This window comes from Pseudomonas sp. EA_65y_Pfl1_P113 (assembly GCF_963970525.1).
In the GTDB taxonomy this organism is placed as follows: Bacteria; Pseudomonadota; Gammaproteobacteria; order Pseudomonadales; family Pseudomonadaceae; genus Aquipseudomonas; species Aquipseudomonas tritici.
Window position 1 is genome coordinate 1 of record NZ_CAXAQM010000262.1, and the last position, 580, is coordinate 580.

Annotated in this window: 2 protein-coding genes; both read left to right on the forward strand. The window is 61.4% G+C overall.

What is annotated here, in order from left to right; translation table 11 throughout:
- Positions 1–279 (forward strand): hypothetical protein (locus AACY52_RS29485; RefSeq protein WP_339561247.1); only part of this gene is annotated, 279 nt, incomplete at its 5' end.
- Positions 264–580 (forward strand): divalent metal cation transporter (locus AACY52_RS29490; RefSeq protein WP_339561248.1); only part of this gene is annotated, 317 nt, incomplete at its 3' end. The genes AACY52_RS29485 and AACY52_RS29490, both read left to right, overlap by 16 nt.

Consider the following 580-nt stretch of genomic DNA (forward strand, 5'->3'; position numbering starts at 1 on the left):
TTGCTTATTCCGCCAACACTCCTCGACACTGTTGGCGCGCCAATCCTCCAGGTATACGACGCGAGCCACGGCCAAGTTACCCCTATCATCGCAGAACAAGGGGTGGCGTCAAACCTCTCACTGGCGCTATCTGGCAAGCAGGCTCTGCCCGTCATGGTGCTCGCCCATCGACAGGAGACGCAGATCGTGTGCGGACGTGCCCAAAATCAGCATACCAGATTAGCCCAGCCAACGTCGGTTTTCTTCCTTCCGGACACTCGCCTATGCCCGCAACCGTGAACGAAGGCCAACCCGGCGCGTCGCTCGATACAGCGCACGTCGGAGACATCGAAGGGGCATTCGGCACGATCCGCTTGGGCGACGAGGCTCCCCGCACAGGGCTCAAAGCGCGACTGATGACGCTGCTTGCTGTGGTCGGCCCGGGGCTAATCGTCATGGTAGGCGACAACGATGCCGGCGCTTTCGGCACCTATGCCCAGGCTGGGCAGAATTACGGCACCAGCCTCCTGTGGGTGCTGCTGTTGTTGGTGCCTGTGCTCTACGTGAATCAGGAAATGGTCCTGCGGCTCGGGGTGGTCGC